This window comes from Paenibacillus haidiansis (assembly GCF_036553665.1).
Classification (GTDB): domain Bacteria; phylum Bacillota; class Bacilli; order Paenibacillales; family Paenibacillaceae; genus Fontibacillus; species Fontibacillus haidiansis.
Genome location: NZ_JAZHPZ010000006.1, coordinates 157,021 through 178,234 on the forward strand (window position 1 = coordinate 157,021; position 21,214 = coordinate 178,234).

The window sequence follows — 21,214 nt, forward strand, 5'->3', positions numbered from 1 at the left end:
AGGCCAAAAAGTACCGGTTTCACCGGTTAATTCGCCTCTAACGGTCATATATGTCCGTTAAAATTCCGGTAACGCGACATTCCCCCCCTAACCGGTCATCCATGTCCCTTACGCATGTCTCTTACGGTACTTCGGCGCAAAACAACGCAAAAAGCGCAAGCTCCGGGTTCATTCGCCCTCGAAGCTTGCGCTTTTTTCATCATGAAGGCTACATCTCAATCTCAACAACGGTTATGCCCTCGCCGCTTTGCCTCGGGTAGTTATTTTGATAAGGATAGCATAAACCTTTCCCTTAGGTTAAAGTTAAAAATGACGGGCAAAACGGAGGTTTCTATGAAAATAAAAGAGGTCGCGGAACGACTGAATATTTCCCCTCGGGCTATTCGCTTTTATGAGGAAAAAGGGCTGATCTCGCCCTTGAAACAGGCCGATAACCGATACCGCAGTTTTGGCGAACAGGACGTTTGGCGCCTGCAGACGATTATCTCACTCAGAGAAGCCGGGATGACGATTGAAGATATCAAACAGGCGCTTGCCGGAATGGACGGGAACGGTCATAACGAGCTGCAATATTACCTGGAATTGCAGCGCTCAGTACTGTTCGCCAAATGGCTGGAAATTAAACAGATTATCGAAACGACGGATGAGATGATCGACATGCTCCAAACACAGGACGCTTTGCCGCTCGAAGACATTTACCGGCTGGCCGAAGGCTCAAAACGTTTGCGGGACCAGCGCAGCCATTGGCGGGATCAATGGGACTTTGACCGTTTGGCCGGCAGCCATGATGAGCGCGTCGCAAACGATTCCTTCGAATTCAAAGACTACGAGGCGGCCTTGGATATGGCCGTAACATGGATTTCCGCCATCCCCGGTGAAAAGGGGCTTGATATCGGAACGGGAACGGGGAATTTGGCCGGAAAATTCATCTCGCTCGGAATCGGCATGGCCGGGGTTGATCAATCGAAGGAAATGTTGAAGCAATGCCGCACAAAATTTCCGGAGCTGGAGGCGAAGCTCGGCAATTTTCTTGCGCTTCCTTTCCTTGACGGAAAGTTCGATTTCGCGGTGACCAGCTTCGCCTTCCATCATTTGACGGACGAACAGAAGCGGCTGGCCATCGATGAAATGCGCCGGGTCTTGAAGCCGCACGGGCGCATCTGCATCGCGGACTTAATGATCGCCGAGGGACGAAAGTCCGGACCGACCGGCCGCGACCGGACGGAACAGTACGTGCGCGTTCCCGATTTGATCGGCTGGCTTGAAGAGAAAGGCTACTTTACAAAATCCCGGCAAATCAACGAATGGCTGCATCTCGTTTACGCGATACCAATCAGATAAAAAAAGATTGACCTTCTCGTAACGTCAACTTTTATCCTGTAGAGGAATTCCAAGCTGAATCTATCGAAGGAGGACCCTCTATGCCGAATCATGACCACGTTTATACGAACGAAGCCGAAAAGTATCATTTGTTAATCTCCAAGCAGCCTGATCTTACTCCCTGGATAGAAGAAATTATAGCTATCGACGGTTTGGACATTGTCGATCTGGGAGCGGGTACGGGAAGACTTACGACCGTGCTTGCGCCGCACGCCGAATCCATCACCGCTTTGGATGTCTCGGATGCCATGCTGCAAATCGCCGCCTCCCGGTTGCAAGCAGCCGGTTTCACGAATTGGACGACAAAGGTAGCCGACCACCGAAAGCTCCCTTTGGATGATCGAAGCACAGATTTGATCGTTTCGGGCTGGTCCGTCTGTTATTTGGCCAGTACGAATATCCCGGCCTGGAAGGAGAATCTCCGGCAAGCGATCAGCGAGATGAAACGCGTTTTGCGGCCAAACGGTACGATCATCATTTTCGAAACGATGGGAACGGGCGTCGAAACGCCGAATCCGCCGGATTTTCTGACAGCATACTACTCTAGTATCGTCAAGTATTACGGGTTCTCCCACAAATGGATCCGTACCGATTATGCGTTCGACAATGTGAATCAGGCGGCGGAACTTACGAGGTTTTTCTTTGGCGATGAGCTGGCGGACCGAATTCTGGAGCAAAAACTCGTTCATTTGCCCGAATGCGCGGGTATCTGGTGGCTGCGGAAATAATCATGTTCGAATTAGGTAACGGACGGGGAACTGCAAGAATGCTATCCGTGGGTGGATAAAATTTTTAATCCGGCATGAGAAGCCCGGAGAAAAGGAGAAATCGAAACTATGAACGATAAACCGATCCCCTTCGAAACGATCGACGAGTACATCTCCAATTGGCCTGCCGATGTTCAGGAAATACTCCAAACCTTGAGACAGGTCATAAAAAATGCCGCGCCGGACGCGAAGGAGACGATAAGCTATCAAATGCCCACTTTTGCTCTGCATGGGAATCTGGTGCACTTTGCCGCTTACGCAAAGCATATCGGATTTTACCCGGACCCCAGCGGAATTGAAGCATTTAAGCGGGAACTGTCGGAATACAAGCATGCAAAAGGGTCGGTTCAATTTCCGATCGACAAACCGTTGCCGTACGATCTGATAAGCAAGATCGTTGAATTCAGGGTCGCCGAGAACAAGGATAAAGCGGCAAGCAAATTGGCGGGCAAACGAAAGAAGCGAAATTAAACGGCATACATCTATAATTATGAGAAAAACTGCAATTGTGCAGTTTTTCTCAAATGTGCCGGGCGCGGGGAACAAATACCTGCAAAAATGCAGCTTTTCTCGCCTCCATCGAAGAATTTAGCGCATGCGGACGGAAATTCCTGCACTTTCGTAGTTTTTCTATCGTCAACCCGTGCAATCGGATAAAATACCTGCACTTTTGCAGGTTTTACGGGTTTCGGCAGCGATGTTTTACAATACGCAGGTTTATGCCCCCCGGGAAGTAGGCTATAATTTGTAGAGATCAATAGGAGGCGATAGCGTGAAAAATATAGCCGTATTTTGCGGGTCGAGCGCCGGCTCATCGGAGCTCTATATCCAGGGTGCAACCGCCATGGGGAAAGAACTGGCCGCCAGAGGCCTGACCTTGGTATATGGCGGATCCAGCATCGGCCTGATGGGAGCCGTTGCCGATGCCGTCCTGGAAGCGGGCGGGAATGTGATCGGCGTCCTGCCCGATTTTTTGCAAAACCGGGAAATCGCCCACAAAAATCTGACGGAATTGATTATCGTCAAGTCCATGCATGAGCGCAAGGCCAAAATGGCCGAAATCGCCGACGGATTCGCGGTGCTGCCCGGCGGCGCGGGCACGATGGACGAATTCTTCGAGATCATCACCTGGGGTCAGCTCGGGCTGCACGGCAGTCCTTGCGGGCTGCTGAACATCAACCGTTACTACGATCCGCTGGTCGCCTGGTTCAACCATATGGCCGACGAGCAGTTCCTCCAGGAGAAGTTCCGTTCCATGGTGCTCGTCGACGACACGCCGCAAGGACTGCTCGACCAGTTCGAATCCTATGTGCCGCCTGCGGTGAAAACCTTCATGACCAAAGAGAAGCAGGCTTGAAGCAAAGGGGCTGCGTACGTGCAAGTTATTACTGACGCGTACGCAGCTCCTTCATGATTTTGCGGCCGGTCGTCGTTTGGGCCAGACCGCCCTGCGCGGTTTCCCGATGGGCGCTCGGCATCGCGGAGCCCACCTCCAGCATGACGTCGATCACCTCGTCGGACGGGATCGCGCTCTTCACTCCGGCGAGCGCCATGTCGGCGGCGGCAAGCGCGTTCACCGCGCCGAATCCGTTGCGGACAATGCACGGAATCTCCACCAGCCCGCCCACCGGGTCGCAGATCAGCCCGAGCGTATTTTTCAGCGCCAGGCCGACGGCGTGAACCGCCTGCTCCGGCGTGCCTCCGCGCAGCTCCACCATCGCCCCGGCGGCCATTCCGATCGCCGAGCCGATCTCCGCCTGGCACCCGCCCTCGGCGCCGGAAATAAACGAATTGTTGGCGATCACATACCCGATCGCCCCCGCGCAAAACAAGCCGCGCACGAGATGCCCCTCATCCCAGCCGAACCGTTCCTGGGCGCTGACGAACACGCCCGGGATGATGCCGCAGGAGCCCGCCGTCGGCGTGGCGACAATCCGCCCCATCGAGGCGTTGACCTCCGACACGGCCAAAGCGTAGGCCATCGCCTGGCAGGCGATATCCCCGGCCGAAGGGGTCCCCGTCTTCCGGTATTCATTCACCCGCTTGGCGTCGCCGCCCGTGAGCCCGCTGGTGGAGGTGATCTCCTCCGTGATCCCTTTATGCACCGCCGTTTTCATAATTTGATAGTACTCGGTCATGACGGCCATAATCTCCGCTTCCGTCTGGCCGCTTTCCTCCGCTTGATCCTCCAGCATGATCTGTGAGATGCTTTTGGACTCCCGCCCGCATATGTCGATCAATTCCTGTAAATTACGAAACCGCATGGTCATTTTCGCTCCTTAATTTGTAGGTTCACGTTAAATGAATATAAGAAACCCGGCCGACATGGGGCAGCGAAGCGACCGCCCGAATCAATGCTTCCGGTACGACCGAATCGGCCTCGACCACGGTCAGAGCCTCTCCTGTTCTACCTTTCCGGTCAGTATTAATATAGCCGATATTGACATCCTCCCGGCTAAACAAAGCGGTGATCCCGGTAAGCACTCCCTGACGGTCGGCATGCGAGACAACCAGCGTCGGCAGTTCGCCGGAGCATTTCACCTCGAACCCGTCGATCCCGCGGATCACGATCGTCCCGCCGCCGATGGAAGCTCCGGTCACCTCGCAGCTTGCCTCTCCGGCTCTTAGACCGATTTTTACCGTGTTCGGATGGGCTCCAGGCTCCACCCCAGTGGAGAAATCCACCTTCTTCCCCCGGTCTCCCGCCGTTTGCAGAGAGTCGCGAATCCGTTCGTCATCGGTACGGTAATCCAAAATTCCGCCGACCACGGCCAGATCCGTCCCGTGGCCGCTGTAGGTTTCGGCAAACGAACCGTAGAAGCGGATGCGCGCTTCGGCAGGCTCCGCGCCCAAGAGCTGGCGGGCGAACCTTCCGATTCTTACCGCCCCCGCCGTATGCGAGCTGGACGGGCCGATCATCGCCGGCCCGATGATCGAAAACACATTTTTAAACCGCATTGATCATCTCTCCCGCTGCTCATCTCTTTATAACTATTTATCCGATACCGGGCCAGGGCAAAAAAGGACAGAGAAAAGGCCCGCTGCCTCTTCTCTGTCCCCGTTACCAGAAAGTTTGATATCCCGTCCTGCGTGAAATAGCGCGTGTTTGGGACATGTACCCCGTTGGTGGCTGTATGCTCTCTCCAGAGTTGCGTCGGATCATGGTCCGCTTGCCTGAGAGATTCATTCCCGGCGTGCAAATACCGGCCCTTTGCTCCTTCGGCGCCGCCGGCAACCCGGCGGTCTCTCCCATAATCGTCACCCGCTATTATCGGTTTGTATTAAATTTAATTGGAGTACGAAGTAATTGTCAAGCGGTCAATTAATAGATTCGTTCCCGGTCATCGCTAGAACCATTTTCCGGACTAGAACAAGTTAAACAAAGCATACACATATAGATGGGAAAGACACTATTGGCGGGAGGGAAATGTTGATGGATTGGTATTTGAAAGTGTTGAAAAATTATGTCGGTTTCGAAGGGAGGGCCAGGCGCAAAGAATACTGGATGTTCGTTCTGTTTAATTTCATTATTTCCTTCATTCTGGGCTTCGTCAGCGGGCTGATCGGCATCGGCAATATTCTAGGTTACCTTTATTCGCTGGCCGTATTATTGCCTTCCCTGGCCGTCTTATTCCGCAGATTGCACGATACCGGCAAAAGCGGGTGGTGGGTGCTGATCTCCCTGATTCCGGTTGTCGGAACAATTATCCTGCTCGTATTCACCTGCCTGGACGGCGACGAGGGCATCAACAAATACGGTCCGAATCCGAAATACGAATAAGTCGAAAAAACGGCCTCCCCATAATAAAATGGCGGAGGTTTTTTTGAACATTCCCCTCTTTTCCCCTCATTTTGCATTAAATTGTGTCGGAATATTTATTTAGATGGAATTAATAGAAATTTTTTACTGTAAAAACTAGAAAATAATAGTTTTTCATGGTATATTGTGGATGGGACGAAGGTGCATTACAGCATTCCTGCATGTCCGACAACAGCGCGTCCTCTACTTTTGCGAAAGTGAGGTGAACGGGCTTTTTTTGCTGTTACCGAAAGCGTTTGTATGGCAGATCCAATCTAGAAGGAGGATGAAATCTGTATGGGCAAATGGTTCAGGAAAAGCAGCGCATTATCTTTCAGCATTTTGTTAGCGCTTACAAGTTATTCCGGTTGGGCTTCTCTTCCAAGCAAGGCCGGCGCCGCCGCGGCGGATTATAACTATGCCGAGGCGCTGCAAAAATCGGTTTATTTCTATGAAGCGCAGCGGTCCGGCGAGCTTCCCGCAGACAATCGCGTGGAATGGCGCGGGGATTCGGGACTGACGGACGGTGCCGATGTCGGGCATGATTTGACCGGCGGCTGGTATGACGCCGGCGATCACGTCAAGTTCGGCTTCCCGATGGCCTCGACGGCCACGATGTTGGCCTGGTCGGTCTATGAATACCGCGAAGGCTATGAAATGTCAGGCCAACTGGATGAAATTTTGGACAATATCCGCTGGGCAACCAATTATTTTATGAAGGCGCACACCGCTCCGAACGAGCTTTACGGCCAAATCGGCAACGGAACGGCCGACCACAATTGGTGGGGCCCGGCCGAAGTGATGCAGATGGCGCGCCCGGCCTACAAGATCGACGCCGCTCATCCCGGCTCCGACCTTGCGGGCGAGACGGCCGCCGCGCTTGCTTCCGCTTCGATCATTTTCAAGGACACCGATCCCGCTTATTCGGCCGAGCTGCTTCAACATGCAAGAGAACTGTACAACTTCGCGGACCAGTACCGCGGCAAATATTCCGATAGCATCACGGACGCCACGCAATTCTACAATTCCTGGAGCGGTTACGCCGACGAATTGAGCTGGGGCGGGGTATGGCTGTACCTGGCGACCGGCGAACAGGATTATTTGCACAAAGCGATCGCCGCCAGCGATCTCTGGGGTACCAACCAAAGCGGACAATGGGATTACAAATGGACCCATGCCTGGGATGACAAGCATTACGGCGCCCAGCTTCTGTTGGCCCGGATTACCGGGGATTCCGACTTCGTCCAGTCCACCGAACGCAACATGGAATTCTGGACGACCGGCGTCACCGGAACCGGGGAGCGCGTAACCTATACTCCGGGCGGACTGGCCCACCTGGATCAATGGGGTGCGCTGAGATATTCCGCCAACCAGGCCTTCCTGGCGTTCGTGTACTCCGATTGGGTCAGCGATCCCGTGAAGAAGGCAAACGCGCGTTCATTCGCGGAATCGCAAATCCTGTACATGCTGGGCGATAACCCGCGGAACAGCAGCTATGTCGTCGGCTTTGGCGACAATGCGCCGCAGCATCCGCATCACCGCACCTCGCACGGCTCCTGGGCGGACAGCCAGTCCGTGCCGGCAAATCACCGTCATGTGCTGTACGGCGCGCTCGTCGGCGGCCCGTCATCCACGGACGCCTATACGGACTCGATCGGCGATTACGTGTCCAACGAGGTCGCGACCGACTATAACGGCGGATTCACCGGCGCCCTGGCCAAAATGATGATTCTGCACGGTGCAGGTCAGCAGCCGCTCGCCAACTTCCCCGAGCCGGAAACGCGCGAAGACGAAATGTTTGTCGAGGCGTCCGTCAACGCCAGCGGCAGCAATTTCGTCGAAATCCGCGCCCTGCTCAACAATCGTTCCGGCTGGCCGGCCCGCGCCAGCGACGACATGTCCTTCAACTATTACCTCGATATCAGTGAAGCGGTCGACGCCGGGTATGGGCCTGAGGACATTACGGTAACGGCCGGAGGCTATAATCAGGGAGCCACCGTGTCGCAGCTGCTGCCTTATGATGAAGCAAACAACATCTATTATACTCATGTTGATTTTAGCGGTACAATGATTTATCCCGGCGGTCAATCGGCCTACAAGAAAGAAGTCCAATTCCGCATGGCGGCCCCGACGAACACGACGTTCTGGAATAACAGCAACGACTTTTCCTTCCAAGGCGTCGGTACTTCGAGCTCCGGTCCCGTCAAAACCCCGTACATTCCGGTATTCGACGCCGGCGTCCGGGTATTCGGCGAACTGCCCGAAGGCGGCGGAGGACCCGGCGAACCTACCGTTCCCGCAGCGCCTAAAGGCTTGAAAGCCGTCGCGGGCGACCAAGAGGTAAGCCTGTCCTGGAATGCCGTATCGGGAGCGGCGGATTATGAAATCCAGCGTTCCGCAACAAACGGCGGCCCCTATACTTCGGTGGGCGTAGCGACAGGAACCTCGTACACCGACAGCGGTCTGACGAACGGCACGACCTACTACTATGTCATTACGGCCAGAAACCAGGTCGGCAGCAGTCTGCCTTCCGGTCAAGTCAGCGCCACTCCGCGCGAAACGCCTATCCCGACCGAAGGGGATCTGAAGCTGCTATACCGCACCAATGATACCAATCCGACGGATAACCAGGTTCGCGCCCAGTTCCGCATTCAAAATACCGGCGACGAAGCCGTATCGCTCGACAATCTGAAGCTGCGCTATTATTACACGATCGACGGGGATAAAGCGCAGGAATTCCACTGCGATTACGCCGCCATCGGCAGCGGGAATGTCAGCGGCTCGTTCGTTAAGCTGGACAACCCCGTTTCCGGCGCGGACTATTATCTCGAAGTTTCGTTTGGAGCAGGAGCCGGCACCCTCGCACCGGGCGCCGACACCGGAGAAATTCAAGTCCGCTTCAACAAATCGGACTGGACCAATTATAGTGAATCCGATGATTATTCCTATGACGGAACCCGGCAAAATTATGCCGAGTATGACAAGGCCCCGTTATATCTGAACGGAACCCTGGTATGGGGCGCAGAACCTTGATGCTTCTAACTTCGCGGAATCTATCCTAATATCTCATGAGAGGATGATAGATTGTTATGAAGAAATCGAAAGTAGTCAGGAAAATTTTCTCGCTCGCCGTGACCTCTTCGCTGCTCTTTTCGCTGGTGACCGGAGTAACCGGAGCGGGGGTTCCGAAAGCGATGGCCGCCTCCACGGAAGCGACCCGGTTCCTCCAGCTTTACGATCAGCTTAAAGATCCGGCCAGCGGGTACTTTTCACCCGAAGGCATCCCTTACCACTCTGTGGAGACGCTGATGAGCGAAGCCCCGGATTACGGGCATATGACGACCTCCGAGGCTTATAGTTATTGGATGTGGCTGGAAGCGCTTTACGGTTACTATACCGACGATTGGAGCAAGCTGGAGGAAGCCTGGGACAACATGGAAACCTACATCATTCCGGTCAACGAAGGCGACGGCAAAGAAGAACAGCCGACCATGAGCTACTACAATCCGAATAGTCCCGCCACTTACGCTGCGGAATACAATCAGCCGGACAAGTATCCGAGCCAGCTCAGCGGCCAGTATGCCGCCGGGAAAGATCCGCTGGACGCCGAACTTAAAGCGACTTACGGCAATAACCAGACGTACCTGATGCACTGGCTGCTGGACGTCGACAATTGGTACGGCTACGGGAACCTGCTGAACCCGAACCACACAGCCACCTACGTGAACACGTTCCAAAGAGGCGAACAGGAATCGGTATGGGAAGCCGTTCCTCATCCTTCCCAGGACGATAAATCGTTCGGGAAAGCCGGCGAAGGCTTCATGAGCCTGTTCACCAAAGAAAGCAACGCGCCGGCGGCCCAATGGCGTTACACGAACGCGACCGATGCGGACGCCCGGGCGATCCAGGCCATGTACTGGGCCAAGGAATTCGGCTACGACAATGAAGAGTACTTGGAAAAAGCCGCAAAGATGGGCGACTATCTGCGCTACGGCATGTATGACAAGTACTTCCAGCAAATCGGCAGCGCCGCCGACGGCACGCCGGCGGCCGGTACGGGCAAGGATGCAGCACATTACCTGCTCGCTTGGTACACCGCCTGGGGCGGTGGACTGGGCAGCAGCGGCAGCGGCAACTGGGCTTGGCGCATCGGTGCCAGCCATGCGCATCAAGGCTATCAGAACGTAGTCGCCGCCTACGCCCTCTCCGATGATGACGACGCGTTGGTTCCGGAATCGCCGACGGCCGCCACGGACTGGTCGACTTCGCTGAAACGCATGCTTGAATTCTACACCTGGCTGCAATCCGATGAAGGAGCCATCGCCGGCGGCGCGACCAACAGCTATGACGGCGCCTACAAGGCGTATCCGTCAGGCACCAGCACCTTCTACGGCATGGCCTATGACGATGCGCCGGTGTATCACGATCCGCCTTCCAACAACTGGTTCGGCATGCAGGCCTGGCCGGTGGAACGTATCGCCGAACTTTACTATATCCTGGCTTCCAACGGCGATACTTCTTCGGAGAACTTCCAAATGGCCAAACAAATCATGGAGAACTGGATCGACTGGTCGATGGATTACGCGTTTGCGGACAGCCGTCCGGTGACCGATTCGGAAGGCTATTACCTTGATGAACAAGGCAACCGCGTATTGGGCGGTAACGATCCGGAGATCGCCACCGTATCCGCCCCCGGCGAATTCTGGATTCCGAGTAACCTGGAATGGCAAGGACAGCCTGACAGCTGGAACGGGTTCGGCAATTTCGACGGCAATTCCAACCTTCACGTCGTGACCAAGAACCCTGGTCAAGACGCCGGGGTACTCGGCAGCTATATCAAAGCCCTGACCTTCTTCGCGGCCGGAACCAAGGCCGAAAACGGCAGCTATACTTCGCTCGGCAGCGAGGCAAGCCAATTGGCCAAGGACCTGCTGGATGCCGCTTGGGGTTACAATGACGGCGTCGGGATCACGACGACCGAGCCGCGCGGCGACTACTACAGATACTTTACGAAAGAAATCTACTTCCCGGCCGGCTGGACTGGCACGTTCGGCCAAGGCAACACGATTCCGGGCAATAACACCGTACCGTCCGACCCCGCCAAGGGAGGCAACGGCGTGTACGCAAGCTACACCGATGTCCGCCCGGACATTAAGAACGATACGTCCTGGTCTTATCTCGAAAATAAATACAATACTTCCTGGAACCCTGCAACCCAGCAATGGGAAAACGGAGCCCCGGAATTCACGTATCACCGCTTCTGGTCCCAAGTCGACATGGCTACGGCCTATGCCGAATACGACCGGCTGATCAACGGCGGCGGCGGTGGTCCGGTTGAGCCGACAGCTCCGAAAGCGCCGACGAATCTGAAAGCGACAGCCGGTGACGCCGAAGTTGTCCTGACCTGGAGCAAATCGTCCGGCGCGGATGACTATACGGTGAAACGCGCCGAAGTCAGCGGCGGCCCGTACACGGAAATCGCCACGGTTACTGAAAACGCCTACACCGACGACAGTGTTACGAACGACACGACTTACTACTATGTGGTCAGCGCAAGCAATGAGGTCGGGGTCAGCCCGGATTCCGCGGAAGTGAGCGCCACGCCGACGGAAGCGCCTACTCCCGTGGACGGCGATTTGATCGTACAATACCGGACGAACGATACGAACCCGACCGACAACCAGATCCGCGCCCAGTTCCGCGTCGTCAACAACGGTGACGAAGCTATCTCGCTCAGCGACGTGAAGCTCCGTTACTATTACACGATCGACGGCGACAAGGCGCAGGAATTCCACTGCGACTACGCCGCCATCGGCAGCGGCAATGTCAGCGGAGCCTTCGTGAAGGTCAATCCGGCCGTTGCGGGAGCCGATTACTATATCGAGATCTCCTTCGGAGCCGGAGCCGGCACCCTGGCGCCGGGAGCGGACAGCGGCGAAATCCAGGTCCGCATCAATAAATCCGACTGGACGAATTACTCCGAAAGCGACGACTTCTCCTATGACGCCACCAAGACATCCTATACCGACTGGGAGAAAGTTCCCGCTTACCAGAACGGCACGCTCGTTTGGGGATTGGAGCCGTAAGCGGCAAGGCAAATTCGGAAAGAAACAACAAGCAAGATTGATGGCGGTGCAGGGTTTCCCTGCGCCGTCATGTTTTTAGTGACGGGTTTATTTTGCTGAAATTTCGGCCATTATGAAAATCCCCCTGTTCCACGGCGGCACCTTCCTGTATAAATAGATTTAAGGGCGAGGAATAGACCCGATATTCGGATACTTTACAACTGCCTTGCGCGTCTTCTCCCTAAATCAAACGAACGGGGATGAATATGTGAATAATATAACAAGGATTGTCATTTGGAAGGATACGGTGTTACCGGCAAAATGATTGCACGGCATTTGGTGCAGCATACCTCCGCGGAACTTGTACTCGCGGGCCGGAATGAGAACAAGGCTTTGGATGCGGCCTTGGAGTTAAACAGCCGATGGGGCCAGGACAGGGTCAAATCGCAATACGCGGATGCCTCCGATCCCTCCTCCCTCAAAGCAATATTTGCTACCGCCGACCTCGTCGTCGCCGCCTCCTGCACCTCGCAATATACGCCGCAGATCGCCTCGGCGGCCATCGAAACGGGGACGGATTATTTCGATATCCAATATTCGGCTTACAAGATGAGCGTCCTGAAAAGCCTTGAGCCGGATATCGTCCGGGCCGGACGCTGCTTTATTACCGACGGCGGATTTCATCCGGGCCTGGCCGCGGTTCTTGTTCATCAGGCTGCGGTCCATTTCGATACGCTCGAAACCGCCAATGTCGGAAGTGTAATCAAAATCGATTGGCGGGGATTGAACGTAAGCGAGGGAGCAATCCTGGAGCTGGCGGATGAATTGAAGAGTTTCGACACCTCTTATTTTTCGGAAGGGCTTTGGAAAAAAGGCGGTATGCGTAAAATGAACTTCGGTCAGGAGTTCGGCAGCTCCCGCTGTACGTCGATGATGCTTGAAAAGATGTACCCCCTTCCCGTACGTTACCCTTCACTGAGCGAGACCGGTTTTTATGTCGGCGGATTCAATTGGTTCGTGGATTGGCTCGTGCTGCCCGCGGGCATCGTCGCCCTCTGGTTATTCCCCCGCAAAGCCCTTAAGCCCGTAAGCAAATTCATGCACTGGGGACTGCTGAAATTCAGCAAGCCGCCATACGGAACGATTCTGAAAATTGAAGCCGCAGGAATAAAAAACGGCCGCCGTGCTACCTTTGAGCAGTCTCTCTATCATGAAGACGGGTACGAGTTGACGGCTATTCCCGTGGCTGCAGCGATCCGGCAATATTTGGACGGTTCCATCCGCCGGGCCGGGCTTTGGACACAAGCCAACCTGGTCCAAGGGGAACGGTTACTGAAGGATATGCAGGACATGGGCGTCCTTATATTAAAAGATTCATCAACTTGACCGTTCGCGGTGAATGGCTCGGATTGACAAGGGACTTTAATTTTGATTATTATCTAATTAGATTACGATTTAATTAGTTTATATTTCGAAAATAACCCGTCTTAGGAGGACAAATAACGTGAACGATCTCCAGAAAGCGCAACAGCCGCAACCGTCCCGGCAGCAAGTGATTGACCGCGTAGTCCGCAATTTTTTGACGCCGGACGGCAGACTAAAGCATTTACCCGCCAAATATAAGAAAAAACTGATCGTACTGCATCATCTTGCGGCGGGCTTGCAGCCGGACCGGACCTACACGGAACAAGAAATCAACGAATACGTCAAACAATTCCACGAGGATTACGCAACGATCCGCCGCGAATTCATTATTCACCGTCTAATGCAGCGGGAAAACGAGGTTTACAAGCTGAATCCCCCGGAACTTTGGGACCGCTGGGATAATCTCGCCTAATCTCCCCCGGGGCGTTTTTTCTAAGGCAGAATGGGTATAAAAGTAAGGTAATGAGAAAACGCCAACTTTGAAATCCAAGGGGGATTCCCTCGTGAAAATAAGCGACGAACAGCGGGTTCAATTGCATGAATTCAATAATTTGACCAAAACGTTAAGCTTTAATATGTACGATATTTGTTATACGCGGACCAAAGAGGAGCGCGAAGCTTATATTGCTTATATTGACGAGCAGTACAATTCGGAACGGTTGACGAAAATATTGTCGACGGTCTCCGAAATTATCGGCGCGCATGTTCTCAATATCGCCAAGCAGGATTACGTGCCGCAAGGGGCCAGCGTCACCGTGCTGATCTCGGAGGGGCCGGTCGTCGAGGTGCCGAACGAATCGCTCGCGGAATCGCCCGGCCCGCTGCCCGACAATGTCGTCATTCAGCTGGACAAAAGCCATATTACTGTCCATACCTATCCCGAATACGATCCCAACGAAGGGATCAGCACCTTCCGGGCGGATATCGACGTCTCTACCTGCGGAGAAATCTCGCCGCTCAAAGCGCTAAACTATCTGATTCACTCCTTCGATACCGACATCATGACCATTGATTACCGGGTCAGGGGCTTCACCCGCGATATCAACGGCCAAAAGCTGTTTATCGACCACGATATCAGCTCCATTCAAAACTATATCCCCGACAATGTGCTGGAACAGTTTCACATGATCGATGTCAACGTGTACCAGGAGCACATTTTTCACACCAAATGCAAGCTCAAGGAATTCGACCTGAACAACTACTTGTTCGGTTATACCAAAGAAGCGCTAAGTCCGCAGGAGCAGAAGGAAATTACGGAGCGGTTGAAAACGGAGATGGATGAAATTTTTTACGGAAAAAATATCGTATGACCGCATGACGACCGGCTCCGAGGCCGATCGTCGGTCAATACGGGGCAGGCCCGCCAAGCCGTCGGAAGGACTTAACGGGCGTAAACGTCTACCTCATCCCCGCCGCTCTGCTGACTTGCATTTCCAACGATTTCCACATATATGCGGTTGGGCACGCAGATGATCGTCTGATTGGGCCGGGAGATGAAGCCCATCGCCATCGAAATCTTTTTGGGGCAGTCGGCGAAGATCATCTGGATGCCCCCGTTAAACTTTTTTAAGATGTTATGGCCGAATTCGGTTTTGATTTCGATTTCTTCATCGTCCCCGCTTAAGGGAACCTTTTTGTACAATTGACCGTCGACCGTGATAACCGCGTTGAAATCACCCGGGTCGTAGACTTGGTTTTGTTCCTTTAACTCGCGCAGGCCGAGCCATAGAAAACCGACCAGCAAAAGGGTGGCGATCAACCAGATATCGCCTCTTTTCAGCTTAAGCATGCGGTAAACCTCTCTGCTTTCATTATTAGTAATTTTTACGAATGTATAGTTATACTAGAAATCCCACCGCGGTTTGTCAATGCGTTATGATACTGCGGCCAAGGCACAGCGTTTACTAAAAAAGGCCGCCGCACTCTTAAGCGAACTTAAGAATACGGCAGCCCGATCAGTCTGGCTTGCACTTATTGATTTTGACTCAAAATGAGATCGGTCAGAATGTCGACCTGTTTCTCCAGATTCAAACCGTCGACCATCCAGAATTCTTTCATATCGAGCATGTAAACATGGTTGTTCTTCACGGCCGGCAGGCTCTTCCAGATCGCGCCGTCCATGACTTCCTTCGCCCGTTCCGCTCCGCCGTCGGGTTCATATACCGTCACAAACATATGATCGGCGGCATAATCCGGCAGCACTTCCAGAGAGATATCGAGCCCTTGGCCGGTGAACGCCTCGGTTTCGATCTTAGGCAGCGGGTTCAGTCCGAACATTTGATACAGATTGTATCCGGCGTCTCTCGTTTTCGGCCATACCCAGAAGTTCTTCGCCCAGATCGAGTAAGTTCCGATCGTCTCATCGGGTCCGATCACTTCCGCAATTTTCTGCTTGGCCTCATCGGCTTTCTGCTGGTAACGGGTGATAAATTCCTCCGCTTCCGCCTCACGCCCCAGCAGATCGCCCACCGTTCTGACTTCTTCGAGCGGGTCGATGCCTTCCCAGCCCGTGGTGGCCAGCGTGACGACCGTCGTAATTTTCTTCAACTGATCCACCGTCTCGGCCGGCAAGTACGACGGCACGATGATGAGATCGGGATTCAACTCCAGCACTTTCTCGACGGAGACGTCCCCTACATTGACTACCCCTTCCATCTCGTCTTTCAGCAGAATGGAATTTTCCAGCGCCACCGAGCCGGCGCCGACCGGTTTCACTCCAAGCGCGGCCAGATCGCCCAGATGAGTGATCGATACGATGCGCTGCGGATTCACCGGCACTTCGACTTCGCCCTTCATATCTTTAAATGTTTTTGTCTGTTCCGCGGCCGCATTGCCGCTATTTACACTATTGCTGCTATTGCCGCTGTTGCCGGCGTCAGCCCCCGCACCGCTATCCGTATTGTTATTGCCGCCGCTTTGGCCTCCGCAAGCCGCTAGCACGATGGACAACAGCAAGATGGCCGTCAAAGATAAAAAGCTTTTTTTCATGTGACGCATGATGACCCTCCGTTTTCACTTATACTAAATGACACCATTGATAATGATTATCATTTTCTTTATGATTTCATCATATATCAAGATATTCCTCATGTCCATAAAAAAAGAATGCCCCTGTCACTTTCGCGACCGGGACAATCTTCTATTCCTCACTTGAGGCAATTAAACCACATTAAGGGTTATTGGCGTTCAATCGTAATCCAGCCGTCTTCGTCCACGCTGACCGTCGCGCCCAGGGACTCGGCGATGAAGCGCAGCGGCACATAGGTCGTGCCGTCCTCATGAACGAATACCGGCTGTGCCAGCGTTACCGGGCTGCCGTTGACCGAAGCTTGCTTGGAGCCTTGAGTCACGACAATTTGTCCTCCGGTAATATCGTCGATAATGACGATTTGCTTGCTGCCTTGCGTCCACTTAATCTCGGCGTCAAGCTCTTCGGAGACGTAACGAAGCGGAACGAACGACGTGTTGTCCTTGGAAATCACATCGTAATAATCGTTATATGGATCAAGCAGTACGTATTTATAAGTAATTTGCAGATCGTCCTTCAACCATTTGTAAAGCTGCGAATCACTCTTGAAACTTCGCAGGACTTGACCGGGAGTGACGTTCTCATCGGTAAGGTCTAGCACCCCGGCGGAGGTATCGACCTCGTCGATGTCCACCTTGCCGCCGACATTCCATAATTCGCTGTCCGTACGGAGTTTCACGGCTTGAATCGGCAAGTCCTCGTCAGCCGGCAGAGCGACGGTAAGCTCCATATTTTCCTTGCGGATATTTTGGTTGCCGTCGAAATAAAGATTCAGCTTCAACACGGTATCTTTTCCAAGAACGGTTTCAAGTTCTGGGAGTTCGGCCTTGAGCTCAGCCAAAGACTGATCGTACTTGGCCAAGAATCCGTCCAATTCCGACTTGATTGCCGCAGAGATCGCCGCAACGGCAACCGGCTTGGATTCAGCCAGGGTACCCAAAGCATCTTCACCCTCAAAGTCGGTTGCAAATTCCGAGCTGATTATCGGATAGATTGCGTCATAGAATGCGCCGACCACGGTTTTGATGCCCTCTTCATCTCCGGCAACATTGGTCAGGAACGGTTTGACCAGGTTCAGCAGCTCTTCCCCGTTCAATTCGACCTGCAGGTTCGTCAAGTTGACGGATTCGCCATTGACGGGCTCGGTAACCTTTTTCACCGAAATTTTGTTCGGATTCGGCAGATGCTTGATGAAAAACTCGCCGGCCTGCGTCGAGAATTTCTGTATATCCTCCATATAGGCATCCATATTCGGCACGCCTTCTTCGGCGTAATCGAGCGGTATGTAGATCGGCTGTTTGGCGCCATCGACCAGGACGGCCATCCCTTCGTCATCCATGGACAGATGGAAAGGCAATTTTTCGCCGTTGAATCCTACTGCTCCTTTAATGGAAGCATGAGTCGCATCCTGTGTCTTGCCGCTGTCCACGGTCAGCGAGAAGGAATTGATCAGTTTAATAATTTCCAAATCCTCCGCGGAAGCGCCGGGCGCAGGCACAAGCTCGATCGATAAAGTCTGCTTGGATTCACCGGACGTAAGCGTCAAGCTCTGCACAAGCGCTTTGTTGATATCAAAACCCGCCACCGCTTGACAGCCCGCCAGAACAACGAGCATCAGCGCAAGCGGAAGCGCCAGCCACTTAAGTCTCTTCATCTTCTAAGATTCCCCCTAGCTAAAATAGTATCTCTTCCATTATCCTCCACCGCTTCTGGTTTTGTAAATAGAGAAATAGTCATAATTTGTGTTAAATGATTCTATCACGAAGACCGCGCAAATATGATATAATGTCTGCGGGCTTGAAGCCCGGACAATTGCAGAAGAAGACCGTGCGCATGCGGCATTGCCACGGAAGAGGTTCGCGAACTCCCTCTATAAAAAACTAATGGCGCCCTTACGATCATATGCAAGGGTTTGTTTTTTTGCGGTGTCAGTTCAAGAACTCTCTTTCTTCCAAATTTTAGAAGAAGAGAGGTTTTTTTATGCTTAAGGATGAAAAAGCGGTCGTTGTTTTCAGCGGCGGACAGGACAGCACCACCTGCCTGTTTTGGGCGCGCGAACAATTCCGCGAGGTCGAAGCCGTCACCTTCGACTACGGGCAGCGCCACCGCCTGGAGATCGAATGCGCTAAAGGCATCGCCGCGGAGCTCGGGGTCAAATTGACCGTGCTGGATATGAGCCTGCTCGGCCAGTTGACGCAGAATGCGCTCACACGCAGCGATATTCCGATCGTGCATGAGGAAGGAGCGCTCCCCAGCACGTTCGTGGAAGGGCGCAACCATCTGTTCCTCAGCTTTGCGGCCGTGCTGGCCAAAGGCGTCGGCGCCCGCCACCTCGTAACCGGGGTATGCGAGACCGATTTCAGCGGGTACCCGGATTGCCGGGATGCTTTCGTGAAATCGCTGAACGTGACTTTAAATCTGGCGATGGATTACGAATTCGTCATTCATACGCCGTTGATGTGGATCGACAAAGCCCAAACCTGGAAACTCGCCGATGACTTGGGGGCCTTCGACTTCGTCCGCGAACGCACGCTGACCTGCTATAACGGGATCATCGGCGACGGCTGCGGCGAATGCCCCGCCTGTAAACTGAGAAGAGCCGGGATGGAAGCCTACCTGCAAACTCGCGGCGCCGGAAAGGAAGATCGGCGATGACGCGGCGGGAACCGGGACAATTCCGCGTGGTGGAAGGCTTGCAGGTGCTTGGGAAGGACATCTCCGAAGAGCAGCTCCGCTATCACCGGCGCCGCGTGCTGGTCAGCAAGGAGTTTACGTTTGACGCGGCGCATCACCTGCATGCCTATGACGGGAAATGCAAAAACCTGCACGGCCATACGTACAAAGTCGTCTTCGGCATCAGCGGCATCCCGGACGAGCGGGGAATCACGGTCGATTTCGGGACGATCAAGCAAATATGGAAGGACGAAATCGAACCCTATCTGGACCACCGCTATTTGAATGAAACGCTGCCCCCGATGAATACGACGGCGGAGAACATGGTCGTATGGCTATACGAGAAGATGGAGGCGGCGATCGCGTCGGAACGCCTTCGCTCCTCCCTGCAAGGCGGCCGGATGGAATTTGTCCGCCTGTACGAGACGCCGACCAGCTATGCCGAGGCGAGACGGGAGTGGATGCAGGAATGATCGGCGACAACAACCTTCATACCGCCCCGAACGGGCACCGGGGCGATAACGGCAGCGGGCAGCCGATTCCCGTGCTGGAAATTTTCGGCCCGACCGTCCAGGGCGAAGGTATGGTCGTCGGCCAGAAGACGATGTTCGTCCGCACCGCGGGCTGCGATTACCGCTGCGCCTGGTGCGACTCGGCCTTCACCTGGGACGGCAGCGCCAAACACGCCGTCCGCCGCATGACGGCGGCGGAAATATGGCGCGAGCTGCGCGGGATCGGCGGCGACCGGTTCGCGCACGTGACGCTGTCCGGCGGCAACCCCGCCCTGCTGCCGCAGCTCGCGGAGCTGGTGGCGCTGCTGCGCCGCGAGGGCATCGCCGTCGCGGTGGAGACGCAGGGCTCGCGCTGGCAGGACTGGCTGGCCGAGGCCGACCAGGTGACGCTCTCGCCCAAGCCGCCCAGCTCGGGGATGGAGACCGACTGGGCGGCGCTGGACGCCATCGTCGCCAAGCTGGCGGCCCGGCCCGCTCCGTTCGCGGCGAGCCTCAAGGTCGTCGTCTTCGACGACACCGACCTGGCGTACGCCAAACGGGTACACGCCCGTTATCCGGGCGTCCCGTTGTTCCTGCAGGTCGGCAACCCCGATGTGGCGACGATGGACGTCGCCCGCCACGCCGCGGATTTGCTCCATCGTTACGAGTCGCTCGTCGACAAGGTCATGTCCGACGGCGAGCTGAACGATGTGCGCGTGCTGCCGCAGCTCCATGCCCTCATATGGGGCAACAAGCGTGGCGTTTGAGCGTTACCCCGAGGCGGGCGGTTTCAAAGAAAATAACTGGAAATCATGCAGTTAAATTATGATTATTCCGGTGCGGACGATAAATAACTGGAAATCATGCAGTTATTTCAGCGCATCAAGCGGCTTAGAGCGAGGAATGGCGAAATTAACTGGAGATTTTCCAGTTAATTTCGCCGACAAACCCGTTCTACCAATATTAACTGGAGGTTTTCCAGTTAATTTGGTTTCAGCAGGCAGTTTCACTATAGAAATCAATCTACTATTCAAGGAGGCAGACGTCATGCCGGAAAGAGAAACCATTCCAGGAAGGCAGCCCGAAGAGATGCAGGACGTAACCCTGCTGGGCAATCAGGGGGTGAAATACCCGATGACTTATACGCCGGAGATTTTGGAAAGCTTCGATAACAAGCATCCGTACCGCGATTACTTTGTCAAATTCAATTGCCCGGAGTTTACCAGCCTTTGCCCGATTACCGGGCAGCCGGATTTCGCCACGATTTATATCAGCTACATCCCGGATCAGAAAATGGTGGAGAGCAAGTCGCTCAAGCTTTACCTGTTCAGTTTCCGGAACCACGGCGATTTTCATGAAGATTGCGTCAACATTATCATGAACGACCTGATCGGCCTGATGGATCCGAAGTATATTGAAGTGTGGGGCAAATTTACGCCGCGCGGGGGGATCTCCATCGATCCTTACTGCAACTACGGCCGCCCCGGCACCAAATATGAAGCGATGGCGGAGCATCGCCTGCTGAACCATGATCTTTATCCCGAAAAAGTGGATAACCGCTGATACGAAATGATAAGAAATGATAC

The 21,214-nt window shown here is 54.2% G+C and carries 19 protein-coding genes and 2 riboswitches; of the genes, 14 read left to right on the forward strand and 5 right to left on the reverse strand.

What is annotated here, in order from left to right:
* The first annotated feature begins 333 nt into the window (after nt 1-333).
* From V3851_RS14185 to V3851_RS14200, 4 genes are all read left to right on the forward strand, one after another.
* A complete protein-coding gene (locus V3851_RS14185; protein WP_331847208.1) occupies nt 334-1,341 on the forward strand; it encodes a MerR family transcriptional regulator in 1,008 nt (335 codons plus the stop codon).
* Nucleotides 1,342-1,421: 80 nt separating this feature from the next.
* Nucleotides 1,422-2,108 carry a class I SAM-dependent methyltransferase gene (locus V3851_RS14190; protein WP_331847209.1) on the forward strand — a complete coding sequence of 229 codons (687 nt, stop codon included), beginning with the start codon at nt 1,422-1,424 and terminating at the stop codon, nt 2,106-2,108.
* 108 nt (nt 2,109-2,216) lie between these two features.
* Nucleotides 2,217-2,618, forward strand: coding sequence for an iron chaperone (locus tag V3851_RS14195; RefSeq protein WP_331847210.1), 402 nt, complete (start codon nt 2,217-2,219; stop codon nt 2,616-2,618).
* Nucleotides 2,619-2,919: 301 nt separating this feature from the next.
* A complete protein-coding gene (locus V3851_RS14200) occupies nt 2,920-3,504 on the forward strand; it encodes an LOG family protein (protein WP_331847212.1) in 585 nt (194 codons plus the stop codon).
* 28 nt (nt 3,505-3,532) lie between these two features.
* Here V3851_RS14200 and sdaAA read toward each other — a convergent pair whose 3' ends face one another.
* Together sdaAA and sdaAB are read right to left on the reverse strand one after the other, a co-directional pair.
* Nucleotides 3,533-4,411 (reverse strand): L-serine ammonia-lyase, iron-sulfur-dependent, subunit alpha, encoded by an 879-nt coding sequence (sdaAA, locus tag V3851_RS14205; RefSeq protein ID WP_331847213.1) that lies wholly within the window; start codon nt 4,409-4,411, stop codon nt 3,533-3,535.
* A gap of 28 nt (nt 4,412-4,439) precedes the next feature.
* Complete coding sequence (sdaAB, locus tag V3851_RS14210) at nt 4,440-5,105, reverse strand: L-serine ammonia-lyase, iron-sulfur-dependent subunit beta (RefSeq protein WP_331847214.1); 666 nt, start codon at nt 5,103-5,105, stop codon at nt 4,440-4,442.
* A gap of 194 nt (nt 5,106-5,299) precedes the next feature.
* Nucleotides 5,300-5,409, reverse strand: a riboswitch (glycine riboswitch).
* Between the two features lie 171 nt (nt 5,410-5,580).
* Here sdaAB and V3851_RS14215 point away from each other — a divergent pair.
* The 6 genes from V3851_RS14215 to speD all read left to right on the forward strand — a co-directional run bounded on the left by V3851_RS14215 (nt 5,581) and on the right by speD (nt 14,746).
* On the forward strand, nt 5,581-5,928 hold the full coding sequence (locus V3851_RS14215) for a DUF805 domain-containing protein (RefSeq protein WP_331847215.1): 348 nt from the start codon (nt 5,581-5,583) through the stop codon (nt 5,926-5,928).
* A gap of 315 nt (nt 5,929-6,243) precedes the next feature.
* Nucleotides 6,244-8,979, forward strand: a complete 2,736-nt coding sequence (locus tag V3851_RS14220; protein ID WP_331847216.1) for a glycoside hydrolase family 9 protein — start codon at nt 6,244-6,246, stop codon at nt 8,977-8,979.
* 161 nt (nt 8,980-9,140) lie between these two features.
* On the forward strand, nt 9,141-12,032 hold the full coding sequence (locus V3851_RS14225; protein ID WP_414859319.1) for a glycoside hydrolase family 48 protein: 2,892 nt from the start codon (nt 9,141-9,143) through the stop codon (nt 12,030-12,032).
* Between the two features lie 273 nt (nt 12,033-12,305).
* Nucleotides 12,306-13,397 carry a saccharopine dehydrogenase family protein gene (locus V3851_RS14230; protein ID WP_331847218.1) on the forward strand — a complete coding sequence of 364 codons (1,092 nt, stop codon included), beginning with the start codon at nt 12,306-12,308 and terminating at the stop codon, nt 13,395-13,397.
* 118 nt (nt 13,398-13,515) lie between these two features.
* Nucleotides 13,516-13,848 carry a DUF2087 domain-containing protein gene (locus V3851_RS14235; RefSeq protein WP_331847219.1) on the forward strand — a complete coding sequence of 111 codons (333 nt, stop codon included), beginning with the start codon at nt 13,516-13,518 and terminating at the stop codon, nt 13,846-13,848.
* 91 nt (nt 13,849-13,939) lie between these two features.
* Nucleotides 13,940-14,746, forward strand: a complete 807-nt coding sequence (gene speD, locus V3851_RS14240) for an adenosylmethionine decarboxylase (RefSeq protein WP_331847220.1) — start codon at nt 13,940-13,942, stop codon at nt 14,744-14,746.
* A gap of 71 nt (nt 14,747-14,817) precedes the next feature.
* Here the strand turns inward: speD and V3851_RS14245 are convergent, their stop codons facing one another.
* From V3851_RS14245 to V3851_RS14255, 3 genes are all read right to left on the reverse strand, one after another.
* Nucleotides 14,818-15,225, reverse strand: coding sequence for a NusG domain II-containing protein (locus tag V3851_RS14245; protein WP_331847221.1), 408 nt, complete (start codon nt 15,223-15,225; stop codon nt 14,818-14,820).
* A 182-nt stretch (nt 15,226-15,407) separates the two neighbouring features.
* The gene (locus tag V3851_RS14250) at nt 15,408-16,433 is read right to left on the reverse strand and encodes an ABC transporter substrate-binding protein (RefSeq protein ID WP_331847222.1); all 1,026 of its coding nucleotides are present in this window, start codon (nt 16,431-16,433) and stop codon (nt 15,408-15,410) included.
* 179 nt (nt 16,434-16,612) lie between these two features.
* Nucleotides 16,613-18,118, reverse strand: a complete 1,506-nt coding sequence (locus V3851_RS14255; protein WP_331847223.1) for a copper amine oxidase N-terminal domain-containing protein — start codon at nt 18,116-18,118, stop codon at nt 16,613-16,615.
* 192 nt (nt 18,119-18,310) lie between these two features.
* A riboswitch (PreQ1 riboswitch) is annotated at nt 18,311-18,354 on the forward strand.
* Between the two features lie 90 nt (nt 18,355-18,444).
* Between V3851_RS14255 and queC the strand changes: the two genes are divergently transcribed.
* The 4 genes from queC (at nt 18,445) to queF (ending at nt 21,191) form a co-directional block, all read left to right on the forward strand.
* Nucleotides 18,445-19,119: a 7-cyano-7-deazaguanine synthase QueC gene (gene queC, locus V3851_RS14260; RefSeq protein ID WP_331847224.1), complete on the forward strand. Its 675-nt coding sequence runs from the start codon at nt 18,445-18,447 to the stop codon at nt 19,117-19,119.
* Nucleotides 19,116-19,610 carry a 6-carboxytetrahydropterin synthase QueD gene (queD, locus tag V3851_RS14265; RefSeq protein ID WP_331847225.1) on the forward strand — a complete coding sequence of 165 codons (495 nt, stop codon included), beginning with the start codon at nt 19,116-19,118 and terminating at the stop codon, nt 19,608-19,610. Before queC ends, queD begins: the two co-directional genes overlap by 4 nt.
* A complete protein-coding gene (gene queE, locus V3851_RS14270; protein WP_331847226.1) occupies nt 19,607-20,395 on the forward strand; it encodes a 7-carboxy-7-deazaguanine synthase QueE in 789 nt (262 codons plus the stop codon). The genes queD and queE overlap by 4 nt, the downstream gene beginning before the upstream one ends.
* A gap of 298 nt (nt 20,396-20,693) precedes the next feature.
* A complete protein-coding gene (gene queF, locus V3851_RS14275; RefSeq protein WP_331847359.1) occupies nt 20,694-21,191 on the forward strand; it encodes a preQ(1) synthase in 498 nt (165 codons plus the stop codon).
* The last annotated feature ends 23 nt before the right edge of the window (nt 21,192-21,214 follow it).

What these genes read in the sequence shown, in the direction of transcription:
- V3851_RS14185 (WP_331847208.1), top strand. Translation starts at nt 334, where the DNA reads ATGAAAATAAAAGAGGTCGCGGAACGACTGAATATTTCCCCTCGGGCT.
- V3851_RS14190 (WP_331847209.1), top strand. Translation starts at nt 1,422, where the DNA reads ATGCCGAATCATGACCACGTTTATACGAACGAAGCCGAAAAGTATCAT.
- V3851_RS14195 (WP_331847210.1), top strand. Translation starts at nt 2,217, where the DNA reads ATGAACGATAAACCGATCCCCTTCGAAACGATCGACGAGTACATCTCC.
- sdaAA (WP_331847213.1), bottom strand. Translation starts at nt 4,411, where the DNA reads ATGCGGTTTCGTAATTTACAGGAATTGATCGACATATGCGGGCGGGAG.
- sdaAB (WP_331847214.1), bottom strand. Translation starts at nt 5,105, where the DNA reads ATGCGGTTTAAAAATGTGTTTTCGATCATCGGGCCGGCGATGATCGGC.
- V3851_RS14215 (WP_331847215.1), top strand. Translation starts at nt 5,581, where the DNA reads ATGGATTGGTATTTGAAAGTGTTGAAAAATTATGTCGGTTTCGAAGGG.
- V3851_RS14220 (WP_331847216.1), top strand. Translation starts at nt 6,244, where the DNA reads ATGGGCAAATGGTTCAGGAAAAGCAGCGCATTATCTTTCAGCATTTTG.
- V3851_RS14225 (WP_414859319.1), top strand. Translation starts at nt 9,141, where the DNA reads ATGGCCGCCTCCACGGAAGCGACCCGGTTCCTCCAGCTTTACGATCAG.
- V3851_RS14245 (WP_331847221.1), bottom strand. Translation starts at nt 15,225, where the DNA reads ATGCTTAAGCTGAAAAGAGGCGATATCTGGTTGATCGCCACCCTTTTG.
- V3851_RS14250 (WP_331847222.1), bottom strand. Translation starts at nt 16,433, where the DNA reads ATGCGTCACATGAAAAAAAGCTTTTTATCTTTGACGGCCATCTTGCTG.
- V3851_RS14255 (WP_331847223.1), bottom strand. Translation starts at nt 18,118, where the DNA reads ATGAAGAGACTTAAGTGGCTGGCGCTTCCGCTTGCGCTGATGCTCGTT.
- queC (WP_331847224.1), top strand. Translation starts at nt 18,445, where the DNA reads ATGCTTAAGGATGAAAAAGCGGTCGTTGTTTTCAGCGGCGGACAGGAC.
- queD (WP_331847225.1), top strand. Translation starts at nt 19,116, where the DNA reads ATGACGCGGCGGGAACCGGGACAATTCCGCGTGGTGGAAGGCTTGCAG.
- queE (WP_331847226.1), top strand. Translation starts at nt 19,607, where the DNA reads ATGATCGGCGACAACAACCTTCATACCGCCCCGAACGGGCACCGGGGC.